Source organism: Paenibacillus sp. FSL L8-0340, assembly GCF_038593145.1.
GTDB lineage: Bacteria > Bacillota > Bacilli > Paenibacillales > Paenibacillaceae > Paenibacillus_AQ.
Map to the genome: position 1 here is coordinate 3,003,357 of NZ_CP151967.1, position 19,122 is coordinate 3,022,478.

At 48.1% G+C, this 19,122-nt stretch carries 21 protein-coding genes and 1 tRNA gene; 11 read left to right on the forward strand and 11 right to left on the reverse strand.

Annotation, left to right across the window (positions count from 1 at the left end; genetic code table 11):
* The gene (locus NST07_RS13355) at positions 1–522 is read left to right on the forward strand and encodes an N-acetyltransferase family protein (protein ID WP_341092338.1); all 522 of its coding nucleotides are present in this window, start codon (positions 1–3) and stop codon (positions 520–522) included.
* A gap of 155 nt (positions 523–677) precedes the next feature.
* Here the strand turns inward: NST07_RS13355 and NST07_RS13360 are convergent, their stop codons facing one another.
* The 5 genes from NST07_RS13360 to NST07_RS13380 all read right to left on the reverse strand — a co-directional run bounded on the left by NST07_RS13360 (position 678) and on the right by NST07_RS13380 (position 4,487).
* Positions 678–1,100, reverse strand: a complete 423-nt coding sequence (locus NST07_RS13360) for a threonine/serine exporter family protein (protein WP_339225855.1) — start codon at positions 1,098–1,100, stop codon at positions 678–680.
* A gap of 24 nt (positions 1,101–1,124) precedes the next feature.
* Positions 1,125–1,892 (reverse strand): threonine/serine exporter family protein, encoded by a 768-nt coding sequence (locus NST07_RS13365; RefSeq protein ID WP_341092341.1) that lies wholly within the window; start codon positions 1,890–1,892, stop codon positions 1,125–1,127.
* Between the two features lie 646 nt (positions 1,893–2,538).
* Positions 2,539–3,138: a class I SAM-dependent methyltransferase gene (locus NST07_RS13370; RefSeq protein ID WP_341097643.1), complete on the reverse strand. Its 600-nt coding sequence runs from the start codon at positions 3,136–3,138 to the stop codon at positions 2,539–2,541.
* 135 nt (positions 3,139–3,273) lie between these two features.
* Complete coding sequence (locus tag NST07_RS13375) at positions 3,274–3,855, reverse strand: YitT family protein (RefSeq protein WP_341097644.1); 582 nt, start codon at positions 3,853–3,855, stop codon at positions 3,274–3,276.
* A 113-nt stretch (positions 3,856–3,968) separates the two neighbouring features.
* On the reverse strand, positions 3,969–4,487 hold the full coding sequence (locus NST07_RS13380; protein ID WP_341097645.1) for a DUF3231 family protein: 519 nt from the start codon (positions 4,485–4,487) through the stop codon (positions 3,969–3,971).
* Between the two features lie 184 nt (positions 4,488–4,671).
* On the opposite strand from NST07_RS13380, the gene NST07_RS13385 reads away from it, so the two are divergent.
* Positions 4,672–4,899, forward strand: coding sequence for a hypothetical protein (locus tag NST07_RS13385; RefSeq protein WP_341378296.1), 228 nt, complete (start codon positions 4,672–4,674; stop codon positions 4,897–4,899).
* On the opposite strand, the gene NST07_RS13390 is transcribed toward NST07_RS13385, so the two are convergent.
* The gene (locus NST07_RS13390) at positions 4,891–5,763 is read right to left on the reverse strand and encodes an AraC family transcriptional regulator (RefSeq protein WP_341378297.1); all 873 of its coding nucleotides are present in this window, start codon (positions 5,761–5,763) and stop codon (positions 4,891–4,893) included. The two genes, NST07_RS13385 and NST07_RS13390, sit on opposite strands and share 9 nt — an antisense overlap.
* Before the next feature lie 170 nt (positions 5,764–5,933).
* Here NST07_RS13390 and NST07_RS13395 point away from each other — a divergent pair, with 170 nt between their 5' ends.
* Positions 5,934–7,898, forward strand: a complete 1,965-nt coding sequence (locus NST07_RS13395; RefSeq protein ID WP_342481722.1) for a beta-L-arabinofuranosidase domain-containing protein — start codon at positions 5,934–5,936, stop codon at positions 7,896–7,898.
* A gap of 197 nt (positions 7,899–8,095) precedes the next feature.
* On the opposite strand, the gene NST07_RS13400 is transcribed toward NST07_RS13395, so the two are convergent.
* Both NST07_RS13400 and NST07_RS13405 read right to left on the reverse strand, forming a co-directional pair.
* Positions 8,096–10,531: a glycosyl transferase gene (locus tag NST07_RS13400; protein WP_342481723.1), complete on the reverse strand. Its 2,436-nt coding sequence runs from the start codon at positions 10,529–10,531 to the stop codon at positions 8,096–8,098.
* Between the two features lie 182 nt (positions 10,532–10,713).
* Positions 10,714–11,865, reverse strand: a complete 1,152-nt coding sequence (locus tag NST07_RS13405; RefSeq protein ID WP_342481724.1) for a LacI family DNA-binding transcriptional regulator — start codon at positions 11,863–11,865, stop codon at positions 10,714–10,716.
* 299 nt (positions 11,866–12,164) lie between these two features.
* Between NST07_RS13405 and NST07_RS13410 the strand changes: the two genes are divergently transcribed.
* Positions 12,165–13,184: an ABC transporter substrate-binding protein gene (locus tag NST07_RS13410; RefSeq protein WP_342481725.1), complete on the forward strand. Its 1,020-nt coding sequence runs from the start codon at positions 12,165–12,167 to the stop codon at positions 13,182–13,184.
* A 107-nt stretch (positions 13,185–13,291) separates the two neighbouring features.
* On the opposite strand, the gene NST07_RS13415 is transcribed toward NST07_RS13410, so the two are convergent.
* Entirely contained in the window at positions 13,292–13,681 is a 390-nt protein-coding gene (locus NST07_RS13415; protein ID WP_341092357.1) for a hypothetical protein, read from the reverse strand.
* On the reverse strand, positions 13,678–13,884 hold the full coding sequence (locus NST07_RS13420; RefSeq protein WP_342481726.1) for a helix-turn-helix transcriptional regulator: 207 nt from the start codon (positions 13,882–13,884) through the stop codon (positions 13,678–13,680). Before NST07_RS13420 ends, NST07_RS13415 begins: the two co-directional genes overlap by 4 nt.
* A gap of 69 nt (positions 13,885–13,953) precedes the next feature.
* On the opposite strand from NST07_RS13420, the gene NST07_RS13425 reads away from it, so the two are divergent.
* From NST07_RS13425 to NST07_RS13450, 6 genes are all read left to right on the forward strand, one after another.
* Positions 13,954–15,555, forward strand: coding sequence for a helix-turn-helix domain-containing protein (locus tag NST07_RS13425; protein ID WP_342481727.1), 1,602 nt, complete (start codon positions 13,954–13,956; stop codon positions 15,553–15,555).
* Positions 15,556–15,777: 222 nt separating this feature from the next.
* The gene (locus NST07_RS13430; RefSeq protein ID WP_341092361.1) at positions 15,778–16,065 is read left to right on the forward strand and encodes a hypothetical protein; all 288 of its coding nucleotides are present in this window, start codon (positions 15,778–15,780) and stop codon (positions 16,063–16,065) included.
* Between the two features lie 168 nt (positions 16,066–16,233).
* Positions 16,234–16,398 (forward strand): hypothetical protein, encoded by a 165-nt coding sequence (locus tag NST07_RS13435; protein WP_342481728.1) that lies wholly within the window; start codon positions 16,234–16,236, stop codon positions 16,396–16,398.
* Positions 16,399–16,865: 467 nt separating this feature from the next.
* A complete protein-coding gene (locus NST07_RS13440; protein ID WP_342481729.1) occupies positions 16,866–17,321 on the forward strand; it encodes a hypothetical protein in 456 nt (151 codons plus the stop codon).
* Positions 17,314–17,838: an accessory gene regulator B family protein gene (locus NST07_RS13445; RefSeq protein ID WP_341092365.1), complete on the forward strand. Its 525-nt coding sequence runs from the start codon at positions 17,314–17,316 to the stop codon at positions 17,836–17,838. The genes NST07_RS13440 and NST07_RS13445 overlap by 8 nt, the downstream gene beginning before the upstream one ends.
* A gap of 2 nt (positions 17,839–17,840) precedes the next feature.
* Entirely contained in the window at positions 17,841–17,975 is a 135-nt protein-coding gene (locus tag NST07_RS13450; protein WP_341092366.1) for a cyclic lactone autoinducer peptide, read from the forward strand.
* Positions 17,976–18,309: 334 nt separating this feature from the next.
* On the opposite strand, the gene NST07_RS13455 is transcribed toward NST07_RS13450, so the two are convergent.
* A tRNA-Val gene (locus NST07_RS13455) sits at positions 18,310–18,381 on the reverse strand.
* Positions 18,382–18,517: 136 nt separating this feature from the next.
* Between NST07_RS13455 and NST07_RS13460 the strand changes: the two genes are divergently transcribed.
* The gene (locus tag NST07_RS13460; RefSeq protein WP_342481730.1) at positions 18,518–19,054 is read left to right on the forward strand and encodes a cupin domain-containing protein; all 537 of its coding nucleotides are present in this window, start codon (positions 18,518–18,520) and stop codon (positions 19,052–19,054) included.
* Positions 19,055–19,122 lie beyond the last annotated feature (68 nt).

A 19,122-nucleotide genomic window follows, 5' to 3' on the forward strand; every position in this document is an offset into this window, starting at 1 on the left:
ATGGGCGAAATCACTGCGAGCGGGCTGTTATTTGAAGAAATCGGGGAAGCGCATTTGGCTGAAGTGCTGGATATATATAATTATTACGTGTTGAACACTACAGTTACTTTTCACACCGATCCGCAGAGTTTGCCGGAAATGCGCCAGTCGGTGCTGAGCGGCGATCCGCGGTTCAAATCCTATGTCATTATGCAGGACGGCGAAATGTTGGGTTATGTGCTGATTGCCAGACATAAAAATAAGCAGGCCTATGATACCTCCGGCGAAATCAGCATCTACCTGAAGCCGGGCTGCGGCGGCCGGGGATTGGGCGGCCATGCGCTGCGCTTTATTGAAGAGCGGGCCGCGGAGCTCCGGTTTCATGTACTGGTGGCTACGGTGTGTGCTGATAACGAGCCGAGCCGCCGGTTGTTCGTGAAGCATGGATACGAGCAGAGTGCCCTGTTCAAAGAGATCGGCAGCAAGTTCGGCAGATGGCTGGATATTGTCAGCTACCAGAAGATCATTGGCCAGCTGCAGTAAATATCCCCTATACCCAAAAGTCCGCCTGCGGCAAGGATGAATTCCTTGACGCAGGCGGACTTTTTATGCGCTATAGACCAAGCAGCTCTAGCCGAAACGCGCCTGTAGCCATAGCTATAGGTGATCGGTAAGGGGAGACGCTTTCCTGCGCGTGTCTACTTGTTCTTCCGGCGGAACATTTGTCCAAGCACTTCGCTGAGCACAAGTCCCGTGGCGATCGCTCCAGAGAGCAGCAACGCCTGTACGGCGATCTGAATCGCCTGGTTATTGTCATTCTCCACGAATTTGCGCATAGCATCATACGCAAGTCCCCCCGGGACAAGTGGAATAATCCCTCCGACGCTGAAGATAATGACCGGCATCTTGAAGGAACGGGCAAAGAATTGGCTGATGACGCCGACGACTACGGTTGCCGCAAAGGTGGCGATTACCGTATCCCATCTTTCATCAAGCTCCAAATACAGGATCCAGCCTACCATTCCGGCCAAGCCGCATTGCAGCAGCGCGCGCCGCGGGGCATTGAACAGAATGCAGAAGGATGCAGCGGCGATAAAGCTGGTTATCAGTTGCAAAATCATGAATTGCTACCTCTTTCACATGGGTTAAAAAAGCGACAGCACAAGTCCGATGCCTGTCCCGATCGCAAATGCGGTCAGGAACGCATCGGCACCTTTGGAGAGGCCGGAAACCAGATGCCCAGCCATCAGGTCACGCACCGCATTGGTAATGAGCAGGCCCGGGACCAGCGGCATGACGGAGCCGATGATAATCTTGTCCATTTCCCGGCCAATGCCAAATTTGACGGAGAAGAACGCGAACAGCCCGATCAGGAATGAGGCGGTAAATTCTGCAAAGAATCGGATCTGTACGAGCCGGTGCAGATAGGTAGCAGCGGCGAAGCCAAGCCCCGACACCAGCAATGCCGGAAGGGCGTCCCACAGACTCCCCTTGAACATTACTGTGAAGCAGGCTCCGGTGAGGGCGGCTGCGGCGATCTGCAGCCATGCCGGATAGGCATGTGCGGCATCATCCACGACGCCGAGGCGCTCGCGGGCTTCTGCCGCGCTGAGCTGGCGTTCGCTCAGCCGGCGCGAGATGTCGTTGACCTCCGACACCTTCTGCAAATCGGTCGTCCGCTCGGCAATCCGGAAGAGCTTCACCGGTTCGGTTCTGCTGGTTGTGAACATGATAACCGTTGGCGTCACGTAGCTGTGCGCCCCGGGAAAACCGAGAGCCCCAGCCATACGCGTCATGGTATCCTCCACACGGTAAGTTTCCGCACCGCTCTGCAGCATGATTTTACCGGCCAGCAGGCAGAGATCGATAATTTCATGCGTGGAAGTATTGCTGTTATTGCTTGTGCTATCCAACTTCTTTCGATCCTCCCCGGGAATGTTATATATTCGATTGTCGCCGCAATACCTGAAAATATCAACCCTTATTCATTTTATTTGTTGTGTCTTCCAATTTTACCGGCCCGATCCTTAATTTGTCCTGGATCGTTGAAAGACGCAGCCCGGCCGATAATTGTATCTCCATACTTGTTCTTGAGATTGTCGTAGCCCGTTCAAGCTTGCGGTAGCGGGGGCTGATTCGAAGAGTGTCAGCGGGTACTCACTTTCGTCGGAGAGTGTGGAAAGACTGAGGTTAATCCTGCGCACGGGCTGGTTGTCCCAGTGCCGCCGGAATAGCTCTACGGCTGCTGCATAGACCAGCTTGGTGGCATTGGTGGGGGATAATGATTAGTCCATTCCTGCTTAAGCTTCATTTGATCAGTGCGTTTAGTGGTTCGGAGGCTTTCGTCGGAATTCGGTGATCGACTTTTTTAATGTAAACCAGTTCACTTTTCGGCAGTCGTTGATGCAACATTTTGGCATTCCCTTTGTTCGCATCGTTGAATAATTCCCGAAACAAAGATAGATCTTTAGTTTGCGCCCAGGCATTGGAAAACGCGATCGTTCCGGCTGCATGCATTGAGTATCCGTTTACAGTATTATCGTCACACTCCACCTCTCTTTACAGTGATTTTGGTTTTACTAAGAAAAATAACTCATGATATAAAAAACATTTTCGGAACCGTTTTAAGACCTTACAATCATAATTATGATCTCTAAACAATCGAATATATTCTTCTTCATTACGAATATACTCCCCGTTGTCGTACCATTTCATAAATCTATTACATAACGGGTTTTTCTTGCATAAACATGGTTCCATAACGATAATGGTTCCGTTAGGTTTTAGAATTCTTTGAAATTCCTTCATGTAACTTGATATTTCGTCCGAAGAAACATGATGCAACACAGCGATAATAAGTATGTAATCGAACGAATCATTATCAAATGGGAATCTCTTACTTTCTAAAACCTGAAATATATGGTGGGTATATAATCGCTTTGCATAATCAATTCGTTTGGCATCAGGGTCAATCCCAACATAATATAAAGGATGAAACATAGAACAATTAGCCCCAGTACCGGAGCCAAAATCTAGTACAGTATGGCCATCAAATGTAAAATGGGATTGTACATGATTGTGAATATATTTTTTAGTAAACCATTTCGGACGGACAAACCAATGATAAAGTCTAGGCGAGAACGGAATATTAATGGGAATTCACCATCTTTCGGATTAAGTCACGAAAGATAATTTAACCTATAAGCTTGAAAAACATTCATGAAAGTATAATCTGATTATAATACGAACGTACGATCGTGAATGTGCATAGTTATTTCCATCTAGTCAAGAGGCTTACTTTTCGAGCGTACATAACCCCGTGGCCACTCCGCCGGAAAAGATCGTCAGAATCGAATGAAAGAAGGTTTCCTTGGAGATCAGCAGGCCACCCGCGCCGATAATCAGGAAATCCGTCAGAAAAATAATAACGCCGACATTGAGCGGAATATAGCGTTTCATAAACTTTGCGAGCAGATCCGTTCCGCCTGTGCTGGCCTTGAACCGCAGCATAATTCCGAAACCGCTCCCCATCAGAAAGCCGCCGAGAATGGCGCTGGAGATGGAGCCAAGCTCAATATAGTACAGGAAATGATACTGGAGCGGTCCGAGGACTTCAATGAAAAACGAGGAGGTAAGCAAACCCAGCACGCTGTTATAGAAGATGTCCCTTTCTTTAAGCCAGGCAAGCAAGAAAATCGGCAGGCTGCACAGGACAATGGCCAGTCCAATTTTTGCGCCGGACATATAGTTGATAATGAGGGCGATGCCGATGACTCCCCCATCGAGAATTTTGTAGGGGACCAGAAAAAAATTAGTTCCTGCAGCAATCAGCAAACTTCCCAGCAAAATAATAGCGTACCTTGCACTTGAGCGCATATTCAACATCTCCATATTTAGGCCTGTCTTAATGAATATGCTTGGGTATGGGAAAAAATAGCTATACAGCAAAAAATCCTGCTTGCGCAGGATTAGGCGGGACGGGGATATTACTAGACCAAAGCAGGCTCCTGCTTTTTGAGCTGCAGCGGCGGAGGTACCAGCCAGCCCTTCTTTTTATTCAATTTCAGCACAGCCATTCCTAAAGCGGCCATTTGAGCATGATTTTTCATGAACATGGCCCCGATATCCTCACGGATGGAAGTCCCCATAATCTGGCTGCATACGACTAGGCTCAGGGAAACAGCCCCAGCAAGGGAAGCGGCGATTTCCGGATCGGAGAAACGGGCTCCGGCAGGAATATCCCCGAGCTTAACGGAGGGGCGGTCGGGCAGTGCAGGGGGCGGTGTGAAGCCATGGGTCTTCAGCAGCTTGTCGCAATCTTTTATTTCCTGCTGCGACTGGTCCATAAGATCATCAATTATTTTTTTTAGATCCTGATCGCCAGCGTGATAATGAAATGCCTGTAAGGTGGATAATGACATTTTGGCGGTAGCGGAAAATTGCCATAGATTAAATATTTCGCCATAGTGCAGCGGTTCATCTTTGGGATTGCCGTTTAGAACTCCCATCATTACAAAACTCCTTCACTGATAAGGTGGTAATACGTGAAGTTAGGTTGTCCGGCAACCTCTGTTTTATTCGAAGGAAGGGTTGGGTTAAGCAATTAGACTTGTACAGGATAGCAAAACAATGTATATTAATAGTAAATATTACGATTAAATACATAAAGGCAGCAAGGCGGGTGAAGGTTGGATGGATTATACATATAAATTGCTGGAGAGTGATATTGATTTGCTGGCGGCCGCGCTGTCCGAAGTCAAAGTCGCGGTCGCCGTGAAAGAAATAAAAGATGATATTCTGGAGTTTGGCGGGCAGATTAGAGAATATACCCCTAATTGTGTCCGTATCGGGGAACTGTCCTACAGCCGGGAGTTGTATGAATTTCGTGCTCTCGCTAGTGAGGGATTCGGCTTACCGTGAATAACGCTTGCGGAAGCGCAGCGGTGAGATGCCGACTTTGCGGGCAAAACGCCGTGAGAAGTAGGCAGCGCTCTCGAAGCCTGTGCGCTCCGCAATCCCGGAAATGGGGATCTCTGTCTTGAGCAGCAGCAGCTTGGCCTGCTCCAGGCGGTAATCCGTCAAATATTCCATCGGCGTCAGCCCATAGACTCGCTTCATGCAGCGGGCGAGATAATTATAGTGAAAATGGAGGACATCCGCGAGTGAGCCATTGGTGAGCGCCTCTGCGTAATGGTTGCGGATGTAGGATTCCGTCTGCTCCGCAATCTCGGCAGCATGGCTGCCTGCAGCGTCCTGCTGCGCAAGATCCATCATCCGCAGCATCTCCTCAAAGATCCGCTGTTGCTGCCATACCGCGCTTGACCGTCTGTCCCGGCTCAGCTGCAGGAGCAGCTCCGCCTGCCCGCTCCGCTCAAAGGGGTCCGGGAGCGGACCAAATTGCGGTACACGGATCGTGTACGGATGTGTAAGAAACTGCTGGAAATGTGCTTCCCGGCCGGCATACACCGGATCGCCCCCGGCTTCAATCCATTCCCCCACCGTGTGAAAATGGATCCATACAAACGTGGTGATCTCCTCGCAAGGTTTGACAGCGTAGTGATAACGGTCTGGCAGCAGCAGCAAAGTGTGCCCGGCCGCAACCTCCCATTCTTTCTCATCTTCGCCAATAAACAGCGTGCCCTGTTCTACAATAATCAGATCGAATTTCCCCATACGGTTGCGGTTCGGGTGCTGATCCCCCGGCTGATATACGGTGCGGTCGCATTCCAGAAAGTAGGGGAACGGCGGAGCAGCCAGATGGATATAAGAAGGACTGAAAGTCATGATTACTCCTTTCAAAGCGAATTGTCGGAAGCCTGGAGTTCTGGTTTTATTCGCAATCTTGAGTGTGAAATAGTACAAAAACAGAGTTGTTTATGATTGTATTTTTTATTTATTCTACCCTCTATAATTGCTAATAGCGAGAATGAAATATAGCGGAGGGGACGAGGCAAATGAGCAGAACTATTAAAACGCAGCAGACAGACAAGCAGCAATCGGTAAAGATTCAGGATGAATTCTGGGGACGTTACATCAGGCTGGCGCAGGATGTAGTCATTCCATACCAATACGAGGCGCTGCATGACCGGGTACCGGACGCAGAGCCCAGTCATGCGATTGCCAATTTCGAGATTGCCGCAGGGAGAAAGAAAGGAGAGTTTCACGGCTGGGTGTTTCAGGATAGCGATGTTGCGAAGTGGCTGGAGGCAGTAGGTTACTCCCTGAGCCTTAAGCGTGATCCCATACTGGAGCGGCAGGCAGATGAAGTTATCGACCTGATCGGCGAAGCGCAGCAGCCGGATGGATATCTCAATACCTATTTCACAATCAAGGAGCCGGGCAAACGCTGGACCAATCTTCAGGATTGCCATGAGCTGTACTGCGCCGGACATTTTATCGAGGCTGCGGTTGCGTATTATGAGGCTACAGGCAAAGACAAGCTGCTAAATATTATGCGCAGGATGGTCGATCATATCGATTCGGTCTTTGGACCGGAGGAAGGCAAGCTAAAAGGCTATGACGGGCATCAGGAGATTGAACTGGCACTGGTCAAGCTGTTCCGTCTTTCCGGTGAAGAGAAATATCTGAAGCTCAGCAGCTTTTTTATCGACGAGCGCGGCCAGGAACCGAATTTCCTGCGGCAGGAGTGGGAGAACCGGGGGCGGATCACGCACTGGAGCGGGCAAACTGACCATCTCGATCCAGCCTACAATCAGGCGCATATTCCGGTCCGTGAGCAGAGCGAAGCGGTAGGGCATTCCGTACGTGCAGTCTATATGTATTCAGCAATGGCTGACCTTGCGATGCTTAACGATGATGACGCTTTGCGCGATGCTTGTGTAAGGCTGTGGAACAACATGACGGATAAGCAGATGTATATTACAGGGGGAATCGGTTCCACCCATCTCGGGGAGGCGTTCACCTTCGATTATGATCTGCCCAACGATACGGTGTATGCGGAAACCTGCGCTTCCATCGGCCTGATCTTTTTTGCCCGGCGGATGCTGGAGTTAACCCCTGAAGCCCGGTATGCGGACGTGATGGAGCGGGCGCTCTACAATAATGTGCTGGGGTCCATGGCGCAGGACGGCAAGCATTATTTCTATGTCAATCCGCTGGAGGTATGGCCGCAGGCCTGCAGCTGCAATCCGGGTAAACATCATGTGAAGGCGGAGCGGCAGGGCTGGTTCGGCTGTGCCTGTTGTCCGCCCAATGTGGCCCGGCTGCTGACTTCGCTGAACCAATATATTTACACGGTTCACGGGGATACCCTGCACACTAATCTGTATATTGGCAGTGAATGGAAGGGCACGCTTGGGGGAACGGAGGTTAATGTAACCCAGGAGAGTAACTACCCATGGGAAGGAAAGGTCTCGCTGAAGATCAATCCGGCAGAAGCTGCGGAATTCGGCATTGCCTTGCGCGTCCCTTCCTGGTGCAGCAGCATGGAGATCAGCGTCAATGGCGAAGTACTGGATCCTACCGCAGACCGGGAACTGGGTTACCGGGTGATCCGCAGAGTGTGGTCTGCCGGGGATTCCATAGAGGTAAGCATTCCGATGGAAGCGCACCGTGTCTATGCCCATCCCGAGCTGCGCGCTGATGCGCAGAAAACTGCTATTCAACGGGGACCGCTCGTCTATTGCCTCGAGGCAAACGATAACAGTGAGCCGCTGAGCTCTATCACTCTGAACGAGACAGGGGAGTTCACAGAGGTCTTTACAGACTCGCTGCCTGGCGGAGCCGTAGTCGTTGAAGGGACCGGCTTCCGTGTCAATCCGTCCGGCTGGAGCGGAGGTCTGTACAGCAGGGAGAAAGCACCGCTGGAATCCGTTAAGGTTACAGCTGTCCCTTATTATCTGTGGGGTAACCGCGGCAGCGGAGAGATGAAGGTGTGGATACCAGAGGGCAGGGCTTGAGCGGCAGCACGTTATCAAAAAGGAAAGCAACCCCAATGCATCCCGCAAGTATGCCGGATGCATTGGGTTGCTTTTTTTAGAATATTGTCCTTGGATTACCAGAAAGTGAGCCTCCCACAAAAAAACAGGCCCCGTCTTTTTGCAAAGACGAGACCCGTTTAATAAACAAGCGGTTAACATGTTGTCACGGCAGATATTTAGCCCAGCTCAACTACCACTTGGTGCACTGCACCGTCGCCAACAGGAGCGATGATGTTCCCTTCTACAACGGCCCCGTCGAGAGTGAGGCTGGCAACACCTTTAGAGACATGGTTAGGGTTCTTAATAGTGATTACATAAGTATCTCCACGGAAGACGCGGGTGATTTCGAATCCGTCCCACTCAGCAGGGATACAAGGATCTACTTTCAGACCTGCGAAATCAGCCTGGATGCCGAGAATGGATTGGGTAATGGCTACATAGTTCCAGGCAGCGGTACCCGTCAGCCAGGAGTTTTTCGCTTCCCCGTGGCGTACGGCATCTTTACCAGCGATCATTTGCGAGTACACATAAGGTTCCATCCGGTGAACTTCGCTGATGTCTTCCAGATAAGCCGGAGCAATTTTCTTATAGATATCGAATGCTCTGTCGCCGTGTCCCAGTACCGTTTCAGCAATCATGATCCATGGGTTGTTGTGGCAGAAAATACCGGCGTTTTCTTTATAGCCCGGCGGATACGTAGAAATTTCACCCAGGTTCAGGTAGTACTTGGAGTATGGCGGCTGCTGCAGCACGATACCATAATCTGTGTCCAGACGTTCCTCAACGGAAGTCAAAGCTTTGGCTGCTTGACCGTCTTCCACGCCGATACCGGCCATTACGCAAATCCCTTGCGGCTCGATGAAGATTTGGCCTTCTTCGTTTTCTTTGCTGCCGATCTTGTCGCCGTAGTGGTCGTAAGCGCGCAGGAACCAGTCACCGTCGAAGCCATGGGTCAGCGTGATTTCACGCATGTTGTCGATCTTGGCTACGGCATCCGCAGCAACATCGTTAAGTCCGCGCATGCGGCAAATTTCCGCATAGTCCGGTCCAACAAAGACGAACAGACCGGCGATGAAGACGGATTCCGCTACGCGGCCTTCGATGTTGGCAGTCGTCTGGAACGATTCGCCTGGCTCGGTAGAGAAGCAGTTGAGGTTCAGGCAGTCATTCCAGTCCGCGCGGCCGATCAGCGGCAGGCCGTGAGGTCCGAGGTTATTCGTGACATGCTCGAAGGAGCGTTTCAAGTGCTCGAACAGGGTAGCAGTGTTGTCCGGGTTGCTGTCGAAAGGAACCTGCTCATCCAGAATGGAAGTGTCGCCGGTTTCCTTAATGTAGGCAGCCGTTCCCAGGATCAGCCAAAGCGGATCATCGTTAAAGCCGGTGCCGACTTCGTTGTTGCCTTTTTTGGTCAGCGGCTGGTATTGGTGATACGCGCTGCCGTCTTCGAACTGGGTAGCGGCGATGTCCAGAATACGTTCTTTGGCGCGCTCAGGAATTTGGTGTACAAATCCGAGCAAGTCCTGGTTGGAATCGCGGAAGCCCATACCGCGGCCAATCCCGGATTCGAAGTAGGAAGCGGAGCGGGACATGTTGAAGGTAACCATACATTGATATGGGTTCCAGATGTTGACCATACGGTTCAGCTTGTCGTCGCCGCTTGTGATCTGATATTTGGACAGCAGGTTATCCCAGTGTGCAGCCAGAACAGCCAGAGCAGCATCCACTTGAGCGTCTGTAGCGAATTGCTCGATGACAGCCTGCGCCGGTTTTTTATTAATGACATTCAGGGATGCCCATTTCTCATCTTCCGGGTTCTCGATATAGCCGAGTACGAAGATGAAGCTTTGCTCTTCGCCTGGTTCCAGCGTGATTTCAAGTGCATGAGAGCCGATTGGCGACCAGCCGCTGGCTACGGAGTTGGTTGCTTCCCCGGCAGCTACTGCTTGTGGAGCATCCAGGCCATTATACATACCCACGAAGGACTCGCGGTCGGTATCAAAGCCGGCGATTTCTTTATTTACAGAATAGAAAGCATAGTGGTTTCTGCGCTCACGGTATTCTGTTTTGTGATAGATTACGGAATCCTTAACTTCAACCTCGCCAGTGCTCAGATTACGCTGGAAATTGGTCATATCATCCTGGGCATTCCACAGACAGAACTCGGCAAAAGAGAACAGCTTCACCGATTTCTTAGCTGATCCGGTATTCTTCACAACAAGGCGGTGTACTTCGGCATTGTGGCCCATCGGTACAAAAGCGAGCTGGTTCACAGAAATACCGTTGCGTTCGCCGGTGATGGAAGTATAGCCAAGACCGTGGCGGCACTCGTAGAAATCGAGGTCGCGTTTGACCGGCATCCAGCCCGGGGTCCAGAAATCGCCGTCGTCATACAGATAGTAGTAACGTCCGCCTGTATCCAGCGGAATATTGTTATACCGGTAGCGGGTCAATCTTCTCATCCGGGCATCGCGATAGAAGGTGTAACCACCGGCAGTATTGGAGATAAGGCCGAAAAATTGCTCGTTACCGAGGTAGTTGATCCATGGATAAGGTGTTTTAGGGGTGTTGATTACGTACTCTTTACGAGTGTCGTCAAAAGTTCCGAATTTCATAAGAGGAAAGTCTCCTTTCAATTGTGAACGCGCGTTTATAGAGCTCAGAAAAAATTCCCTCGGGGCAAAGGGATTTTCCTGCAAAACATTATAATAATGATTGCCACTCCTTAAAGAAATGCTGGTACATCCAGCGAAATGGTATACGCTGGACGGATGATGCAGCATTCTTGCAGGGAGCCTTACTTCTTCGGCGGCAGGCAGGAGTCTCTTTTGACCAGCCTGGCCGGGAAGCTGATGGTGCTAAAGGTCGGCTGAACGGAATCGCACAGCTCGATTACTTTCTCGACAGCGGCCTTGGACATTTCATAAATCGGCAGACGTACAGAGGTCAGCTTGGGATGAATACGCGAGGCAAGCTGCACATCATCGAATCCGGCAATGGACATATCCTCAGGCACGGAGACTCCGTGTTCGGAGAACGCTTCCATCGCTGAAATAGCCATATCATCGTTGGACGAGAAGAAGGCTGTCGGCAATGGGCCGCCGGACTCCAGCAGCTTCTTGACCTCTTCGTAAGCCTTCTCCTTCAAGAAATCACCCTGCAGGATGAAGTTCTCATTGATCTGCAATCCATGCCGCTTCAACGTATCCTCGTATGCCATATAGCGTTCCCGTCCGGAGTACGTGTTCATTCGTCCGCAGATCATGCCGATTTCTTCGTGGCCAAGGCCGATCAAATACTCGATGGCTTCGACTGTGCCCTCATAGTCCTTGGAGTTTACAATGGCCAGATGATTGCGGTCCAGATGCTCCGACATAATCTCCGAAATGTCGTAATCGATCAGCACTAGCGGCGATTCAAGTCCAACCATTTCCCGTACGATATCAATATCCTTCTGGGTGCCGACGATAATGCCGCCGTCAATCCGTTTCTGCAGGAAAGCCTGCTTAACCTTCAGGAAATCGTCGGGAGAGTATACGGTATGAATCAGCACATAACAGCCGCGGGCATTCGACGTGTCGACTACGGCATCGACGAAAGGCGCGAAGTAATTGTTCTGATAGATCCGGGTTGCATTCTCCTTCTCGTTCATGCTGATGGCGAAAAGGCCGATCGTATCGGTCTTCTTGCCGGCCAGAGCCCGGGCAAAGCTGTTTGGCTCGTATTGATGCTGTTCAATAACCTTCAGCACCTTGGCCCGGGTCTCTTCAGGGACATTGGAATAGTTGTTGATCACGCGGGATACCGTACTACGGGATACCCCGGCGAGCTTAGCAATATCTTCGCTGCGCATAGTGCCCCCTTTAAATAAACGCGCGTTTATGAGTTCATTGTAAAATAAATCGCTACAGAAATCAATCACCCGGTTAAAGAATTTTGCCTTGCTCATAATTTATCCATTCCATGATTTCTCCACACACTCTATTAACAATCAGGTGTTAAATTGAAGATATCCCCAGCTTGTATGTAGTATATACGTTCATGAACTCTTGACTCTGCCAGCTGCTGGCAGGGTCGTTTTTTACTTAAAGGTTTGCAAATCGACGTGAGATACTATGCAATTTAGAAGTTTGTATAAGATTGTCGCAGAGAAAGTGCATTGAAAGCTGATGAAGACGTGCTACTATTGTCCTTAGGATTATTGAGAATGATAATCAATCACAATGATGTATAGGAGTGAAGAGATCAATGGCAAGTTGGGGTCGAAAATGTATTTGGACAGCTGTACTTGTACTGGCAATGTCCGCTTTGGCGGCTTGCGGCACAAATAATAATGCTGCCGGAGGAAAAAACGTTCAAACAGAGAATGCGGCGAATCCAACCGCAGCAAGCAATACATCCACCAATGCAAGCACCGATACTTCAGCCGAAAATGGCACACGGACTGTCGTCGGGGAATTCGGAGAGGTTGAAATTCCTGTTAGTCCTAAGCGGGTGGCAGGGATCTATGTGGAGGATTATCTGAAGGCGTTAGGCGTTACCCCGGTCGTGCAATGGTATCATCCCAGCTGGGGCAAGCAGGATTATTTGAATCTGGACGTGCCGGAATATGATATTACCGGGAGTATTGAGGCATTGTTGGAAAAAAATCCGGACTTGATCATTGCGGACGGAGGAGCAGATGCAGCAAAATACGAACAATACTCCAAGGTAGCGCCAACCTACCGTCTGCCGGAGAAAGTGCTGCAGGATTCAAGACAAATGCTCACAGCTATCGCAGAGGTGCTGGGCATTCCGGAAAAGGGCGAAGCTGTACTTGCGGAGTATGACCAGAAGGTGGCGGATGGAAAAGCCAAGCTGCAGCAGGCTTTGGGGCAGGAGAAGGTAGCTGTAATCCGGCTTAACGTTGCCGAGAAAACCTTTGCGTTATTTGGTGTCAAAAACCGATTTACGGGTGTGGTTTATGACCAATTTGGTCTGACTCCCGTCCCTATGGCTGCGGAGATGACTGAATTTCAGTCCATTATTTCCGAAGAAGTGATACCAGATCTTGAAGCGGATCATATCATTGTATTCCCTGACAACGGAGGATGGGATACCGCGGAGAATGAGGAAGCAATCAAAATTCTGGGTGGTCCGTTGTGGAAGAACCTGCCTGCGGTGAAGAACGGGAATGTTTACAGAATGGAACGCTCCCACTGGCAGTCCGGCGCGATTACAGCCAATTCGATGAAGCTTGATGATCTGCTGAAAGCAATGGTGAAATGAAACGCCAGGCAAACTGAAAGACTAACCCCTCATAAAAGAAACAGCGGCAGCCATGGACGAGAAATAATGTCCTGGACTGCCGCTTTTTTATTGAACTGACGTTCCCGCTAGCGATACTTCTTACTCACTAGAAACTCAACAATGGGTAAAGTAATCATTGCTAATCCTAATACCCCTAATAAAAAAATGTTCATTGTTTCATTTACGATTTCATCAGCAACTAAAGCTCCAAGTATAAAAAAAAGAAGAAGAAAGTAACTTATTTTCGAGCTTCTCTCCGTAATCTTTTTTCCTAACTCGTCATCCTCAAATATACCATCTTTGTCTGCCTTGGTTCCCCAGGTGATCATAGGAAAAAACATCATTACCAGCGTTGCGATTGTTATTATTTCGTTAAATCCAACGTCTTTTCCAACCATGACCTTATAGATGGTAAAGGCCACCACAATTAGAGTGGCTGCCCCTACTGCGGTTGCACCTATTTTTCGGGTGTTCATTCCTCTTCTCTCCCTTCATGTAAGAATAACTTATCAATTCTAACTGCTAAATGTTTGGCAATATCAAAAGCTAATTGCAAACTTGGGTCATATTTGTTGTTTTCAATGGCATTTATGGTCTGTCTGCTTACATTGCATAAATCTGCTAACCTGCCTTGTGATATATCTTTTTGCTGTCGAAACTTTTTGAGATGATTTTGCATAGTTGATAGGCTTTCATTTTTGTTTTACACTAAGGAGATGAAAATGATTCTCAATTAGGGGGCGGGAGAATGGCAGAACTGCTCAGTGAAAGCACTGGAAAAAAGCTGTTATACAGCTTGACTAACATAGAAGCAATAGCCCAATCCCCTGCGGGAAACGGACAAATGGCTGTGTTTCAGGAGCACACATTAATCATAGTATCGGAAGGGCAGGGCTGGCTCGAAGCGGAGGAAAGGCGTTATCCTTTGGACAAAGGTGCAGGCTTTCTGATCGAGGCTGGATCTATGAACAGTATTCAGGCCGGAGAGCGGGGGCTTAGCTTTTACCGGCTTGCTTTTGAGGTTATCAGCACTGGGGATGGCAGACACCGCGGAAAGAGGAAATTGCCCGGGAATGCCATGCTCCAGCCGGGTCTCTTAAGCTGCAGACCTTTTTCCCAATGTACACTGCTGCTGGATTCCATTTATCATAGCCGCAGGAGTCCCGATGACATCGAATGGTTCGCGGGTCATACCCGTTTTCAGGAGCTGCTGCTGCTGATCATGCGGGCCAATTCCCCGGCAGTTCAGACAAATAATGATCATGAGGCGGTACAACGTTCCATTCACTATATGCAGGAGCATTACAGTGAACCTGTATCCGTCGATCAACTGGCAGAGATTGCAGGCATTGGGCGCGCGCGTTATACACAGCTTTTTAAAGAGATTACCGGCAAGATTCCCTTGGGGCATTTGAACGGCCTCCGTATCGAACGGGCGCAGCAGCAGCTGCTTCTGACCAAGGACCGCCTGCATGATATTGCACTGACTGTCGGCTATAGCAATGAGTATTATTTTAACCGGCGTTTCAAGGGAGCAGTAGGTGTTACACCCGGTCAATACAGGAGCCTTCATCAGGAAGGGGTCCGTGTATTCGCGCCTTTTCTGGAGGATTATCTGCTGGCTTTGGGCATTACTCCGGTGGCTCAATATTGTCATGCCCAGTGGGGCAAGCAAGAGTACCTGGGTCTGGATCAGGTGCCAACGTTTGATATTTCCACCGGAGATTGGTCAGAGCTTTCCCGTTACACGCCCGAGCTGATTATACTGGATGACGGCTTTCAGCGCTGGCATTTGGGTGAGTGCCGCCGGATTGCCCCGCTGTTCAGACTCCCGTTTCACCAGGAAGACTGGCGTGCAACACTGCGCTCTGCAGCTGCTGTCTTCGGCAGAACGGAGCATGTACAGGAGGTCATCGGCCATTATGAGCAGCAGGCCCAGCAGGCGAAGCGGGTCCTCAGCCGCAGCGTCCGGGGAGAGACGGTAGCCTTACTTAGGATATCTTCCTGCGGAGTCGCGCTCTATGGATGTGAGGAACTGGGATATACGGCAAGCGTACTGCATGAGGATCTTGGGCTCCAGCGGCATCCGTTGGTCCGGCAGCTCACCCGGGGACAGAAGCGTGTGAGCCTAACAAGTGAAGAGTTGTCAGGCCTGACGGCGGATCATTTGTTCATTACTTTTGACCGGCAGGAAGGTGAAGGCCGGGAGCTGCTGGATACTCCGCTATGGAGAAGCCTGCCCGCTGTGCGCAACCGCAACGTGTACGAGGTGGATTTTATGGCCTGGATGAATTATGGTGTGCTTTCGCACCAGCGGAAGATCGAGGATGTGCTGCGGGTACTGGCCTAAAGGCCGGTTTACCTATGAGGGATAAGTCCATGAATGATTTGACTCTGCCGGATGCCGGCGGGGTCTTTTTTTATATCTAATTGCGATTGAATTTAAGCCATAGAAGATAGTTTCACCACTATGTAATAATCGTAAAATGTGTTTTGGTACTGATCCACTTATCTATTACATTTCTTCTTTGGAAGAATAGAATACAATATCTAGTTCTAGGAGGTGATTCTTATGTCGATTCTCTTACCCCAGCAGTTTTACTCTCTGGCGGCCAATGTTGGTAAATCTTATTTTGAAAACTTGAACGGTGGAGCAAATGCTACAATTACCGTTAATAATAACGGTCCGGCTCCGATCAATCTTGTAGTTACACGTGTCAATGCTCCTGTCATCACTTATGTAATACCTCCAACCAATAGCCTCACGTTGGAAGTTGCTTTACTGTTGGTAGCCGCTCTCCAGACCACAGCTGTTGGTCCTGCTACAGGTACAATTCAAATTGCTACTGCTGATTTCTAGTTTTAAAAACGACGGAAGATAGATTTGGATGTAGAGCATGTGTATCATAACCCGCCGGGCTTGTGCCTGGCGGGTTTGTTTCTGTTTATTCTTTGACGTATATTGGCACATTTTGTATGCTTATTGAATAATTAGGGGAGGGGGCGCAAAATAAACGGATCGGAAAATATGAGGAGTCTTTGCGATGTTATTCAGAAGTTGTATGAGCTGATCAATACTGTGTATGTAAGTGCGGATGCTAAAAGTATCTATATGCTGACGAAGGACAATAAGGTTGTTCTGTTCTCGGACAAATTGTTTGTTCAATATATTAATGATGCTCTAGAGGGATAAACGCTACTCTTGAATGGATATTTGATGTTCAGCTTATCCGCCTTGGTTTCGTGTGGTTGACCCAATGATATGATAACCCGCCGGGCTTTTTGAGCTGGCGGTTTCTTCGTCTTCAGACTTGCGACTTCTCTGATAGATAGACCGTTCTTGCTGTGGCGCTCGCGGATGGCGGGAATTGTTTTGAGATATTGCCGCCTGAAAGACCTAATTCGTAGTAAATAAGTAGTATACGGTAACTCTATTTCGGATTTATAATTAATGCATTGAATGAAAATAATGTCAGGCGGTGTTGTGTGTTGTCATGGGAGCCAATTCTATTCATGTTCTTTTCGACTATTGAGCTCATGTCTATTTATTATTTGATTATGTCGCTCTTTAGATTCAAGTGGAAACATCATGCTTGGCAAGCCTTGTTTGTTACTTTAATAATAAATTTGCAGAGCTATTTGGTGAGGAAAGAGTTTGATATGAGCAATATCGCACCTTTAATACTGATAGTAATATTCATATTATTCTTTGCTGCAGTTGTTAGGATGCCCCTCATACTGTCCGTTATTGCAACTATATCAGGATATGCTATTTTTGCAGTCATACAAACTGTTATTGTACTTATCTTATTCGGTTCAATAGGAGCAATAGAAGGGAATAAAAGCAATGGATACATATTACAAGTACTCACCTCCGTAGTTATTTGCTCCTTTTTTTGGCACTACTACAGAAAAGGAAAAGGCTTTACTTTTGACATAGAGAAACTTCGATTTAAGTTAGAAGATATTTTTTTAACGACGATCATCATAATTTTCTTAATTGGAATCTCAATTCTTTTATATTACAACGAAATTTATTTGAATATATTGTTCTTTTTAATGATCTCAATTTTCTTCATCTATTACTCTACCGGGAAGGAAAAAGAAAATGATTGATCGTATATCTGAGAGGATAGCCTACAATATAAAAAAAGTTGTTCCTGATCACCCCGCATCGCAAGCGGTTCTAAAGTATGCATTAGAGGTTGTGCTAAATGTTGTTTTTATCATCGTCATTACACTTGCTATATCTTTGCTCACAGGTAATTTTTCTGAAGCTTTAACGATATTAATTTCTTTTGCATTACTACGGCAATCGTCGGGCGGTGTTCACCTTAAGTCGGGTGTAGCGTGTGTCATATTTACTACGACATTGTTTACTGCGCTATCTTTTATTAACGTAAATTTAGTAGTTGTACAGGTTATGAATGCAATCAGTTTTTTGATCATCTTGTGGTTAGCGCCGATTGGAATTGAAAAGCAGACTAGAATCCCCAAGCGTCACTATCCGAAGCTTAAAATAATCGGCCTGATCTTGGTTGCTACAAATGTCATGATTTGTTCATCTGCTATAGCCGTGAGTTTTTTTGCTCAATCTCTAAGTCTATTAATTGCCAGAAAGGAGGTGAAGTAAAGATGTTGAAAAAAGCGAATGTTCGAATCGTGTCTGGTTTGGCGACATGCTTATCGATGGTAGCGATATTCATTGCAAATACAAACAGTGCGTTGTATGTGCATCAACCTGAAGTTCCAGAAGAACTACTTAAATAATATTGGAGTGGTCCGTTTGAGTATCATATCTGTGAATCAAGACCCAAAAGGTATTAACGGGAATTTGTGAGATATATATATAGGATACTCGTCCATACGGATTGAAATACTGGCTAAGCACTCTAGAGGCATCACAAAGAAGTCAGTAAAAATAATAATTTAACAACTACACAAATCAATTTCAATTGAGTTGCCTTTATGGTAACTCTTTTTTTCAATTCCGTTCCCAATCCGTCCCCAAATCAATTTTTCACGCGGTAAAAGTGGGATGTGAGTGGGGATAGAAAAGAAAAAACTCCTTATAAAATAAGGAGTTTTACGTAGTGATGCAGTATAGGACGGATGGGGTTCGAACCCATGACCCCTACCCTGTCAAGATAGTGCTCTCCCGCTGAGCTACCGTCCTGCAACGAAATTTATAATACCACAGGATGTGAGGAGATGGCAATGTTTTTTTCACGGCCTATGAATTTACTCACTTACAACTTGTTCCATAGTCTCTATGCTCGGATTAAAATAACTTATGCGTAGGGAGTAATTCCATGGCGACCATTTTCAATGAACAGAATATCTCTTTTAAACAAAGGCAGTCTCCGGTTCCGGAATTTGCTTGGCACACCAGCGAGAAGCTGGCGGGGATGGTAGAATCTAAGCATTTGATTTTTGATATCCGGTCATTGGACCCGGGCAAGTACTCGTATCCGTATCACTTTCATAGAAATGCTGAAGAGCTGTTTGTGATTTTGGCGGGCGGTGCTATGTTAAGAACTCCCGACGGGTTACAGGAAGTCCATGAGGGCGATACGGTATTTTTCGAAACCGGTCCATCAGGTGCGCATCAGCTGTTCAATCATACGGAGACGCCTTGCCGCTATCTCGATTTACGGACGAATAACGGGTTGGATGTTGCGGAATACCCTGACTCCGGGAAAATCAATATTTTGCCGTATGAAGAGCTGTATGAAACGGAGGATAGGGTGGACTATTATAAAGGCGAAGATTTGACCCGGGAGATATGGGCGCAATTGAACGCTCAGGGCAAGGGTGAGGAGAAGCGGGGAGAAGACAGTGGTGAGTGATTCTTTTCCTGTTGGAAGAAATATCAAGGCATTCTATACATAGGTTAAAACCAGAGATAATAGGAACG